The sequence below is a fragment of the Cellulomonas bogoriensis 69B4 = DSM 16987 genome (genome assembly GCF_000767165.1).
Lineage (GTDB): Bacteria > Actinomycetota > Actinomycetes > Actinomycetales > Cellulomonadaceae > Actinotalea > Actinotalea bogoriensis.
Window position 1 is genome coordinate 1 of sequence record NZ_AXCZ01000287.1, and the last position, 2,078, is coordinate 2,078.

Genomic DNA, 2,078 nt, shown 5'->3' on the forward strand with positions numbered 1-2,078 from the left:
TTGGTCGGGTCCCTCAACGCACGGTCCTGGACGCACGTCACGGTCCTGGCGGTGACCCTGCTCGCACTCACCCCGGTGCTGGTGACGGGGGTGCGGTGGTTGCGGTTGCTGGAGCTCGGGGACGACGCGGCCCGGGCCCTGGGGCTGCCCGTGCACCGGGCCCAGCTGGTGCTGCTGGTGCTGGCGGTCGCACTGTGCGCGGTCGCGGTGGCCACCGCGGGCCCTGTGCCGTTCGTGGCCCTCGTCGCCCCCCAGGTCGCGCGCCGGCTGTCCCCGGGCGCGGGCATCCCCCTGCTGATCACGGCGCTCGTCGGTGCTGCGTTGATGCTGGCCGCGGACCTCACGGCACAACGACTCCTCGCCCCCACGACCCTCCCGGTGGGGGTCGCGACGGGTGTGCTGGGCGGGGTGTACCTCGCCTGGCTGCTCACCAGGGAAGGACGACGGATCGCATGACCACCCCTGACCGCACACCCCCGGTGCCCTCGCTGCGCGCCGAGGACGTGACCCTCGCCTACGAGCGGCGCGTCGTGGTGGACCACCTGACCTTGCCGGTCCCGGAGGGGTCCTTCACGGTGGTGGTGGGCCCCAACGCGTGCGGCAAGTCCACGCTCCTGCGCGGGCTCGCGCGCCTGCTGCAGCCACGCTCGGGGGCGGTGCTCCTGGACGGGCGGGCCGTCCACTCGCTGCCCACCAAGGAGGTCGCGCGTCGCATCGGGCTGCTGCCGCAGTCGGCCGTCGCCCCCGACGGCATCACCGTCGCCGACCTCGTCTCGCGCGGCCGGTACCCCCACCAGGGGCTGCTGCGGCAGTGGTCGCCCGCCGACGAGGCGGCCGTCACCGCGGCGATGGCCGCGACGGACGTCACCGGCCTGGCCGAACGCCCCGTCGACGAGCTGTCCGGGGGTCAGCGCCAACGGGTGTGGCTGGCGATGGTCCTCGCCCAGCAGACCCCCGTGCTGCTGCTCGACGAACCGACGACGTTCCTGGACATCTCCCACCAGTACGAGGTCCTGGACCTGTGCGCCGACCTGCACGAGCAGGGCCGCACGCTGGTGGCGGTGCTCCACGACCTCAACCAGGCCGCCCGGTACGCCACCCACCTGGTCGTGATGAAGGACGGTGAGGTCGTGGCCCAGGGCGAACCCGGTCAGGTGGTGACCTCCCAGCTGGTCGAGGACGTCTTCGGTCTGCCGTGCCGCGTCGTTCCCGACCCCGAGTGCGGCACCCCCATGGTCGTCCCGGCCCGGCGGGCCACGCGGGTGACGCCCACCTGAGCGCCGGGGGCCAGGACCGGGCCCATGCACCAGGATGGGCGGGTGGGCACCATGCGCGCTGTCAGGTTCGACCGCTTCGGCGGGCCGCTCGAGGTCGCCCTGGTCCCTGAACCCGAGTGCCCCGACGACGGGGCAGTGGTCCGGGTCGAGGCCACCGGCGTGTGCCGGTCGGACTGGCACGCGTGGCAGGGCCACGACCCCGACGTGACCCTGCCGCACGTCCCCGGTCACGAGATGGCCGGGACGGTCCTCCAGGTCGGGACGGACGTGCGCCGGTGGCGACCGGGTGACCGCGTCACCGTCCCCTTCGTGCAGGCCTGCGGGACGTGCGGGACGTGCCGGGCGGGCGAGCACCAGGTGTGCCCGGCCCAGACCCAACCCGGCTTCACCCACGACGGGACCTTCGCCGAGAAGGTCGCCCTGCACCACGCCGACGTGAACCTGGTGGCCCTCCCCGAGGCGATGACCGCCGTCACCGCGGCCGCCCTCGGGTGCAGGTTCGCGACCGCCTACCGGGCGCTCATGGCCCACGGCCGGGTCCTGGCCGGTGAGTGGGTGGTCGTCCACGGGTGCGGTGGCCTCGGACTGTCCCTGGTGATGATCGCCGCGGCGGGCGGGGCGAACGTCCTGGCGATCGACGTCTCACCGGCGGCGCTGACCGCGGCGCGGGACGCCGGGGCGACGCAGGTCCTGGACGCGACCGGCATGACGCCGGAGGTCGTCGGGACCCACGTGGCCGACCTCACCGACGGGGGCGGCCACGTGTCGGTCGACGCGTGCGGCAGCGCCGCCACCGCGGTC

At 74.6% G+C, this 2,078-nt stretch carries 3 protein-coding genes; all 3 read left to right on the top strand.

From position 1 onward, the window contains the following. The coding region (locus tag N869_RS14670) for an iron chelate uptake ABC transporter family permease subunit (protein WP_035062867.1) at positions 1-456 on the top strand (456 nt) is incomplete at its 5' end. Further along, positions 453-1,277, top strand: a complete 825-nt coding sequence (locus N869_RS14675; RefSeq protein WP_052105624.1) for an ABC transporter ATP-binding protein — start codon at positions 453-455, stop codon at positions 1,275-1,277. The genes N869_RS14670 and N869_RS14675, both read left to right, overlap by 4 nt. A 51-nt stretch (positions 1,278-1,328) precedes the next feature. Then, on the top strand, positions 1,329-2,078 hold a 750-nt coding region (locus tag N869_RS14680; protein WP_035062872.1), incomplete at its 3' end, for an alcohol dehydrogenase catalytic domain-containing protein.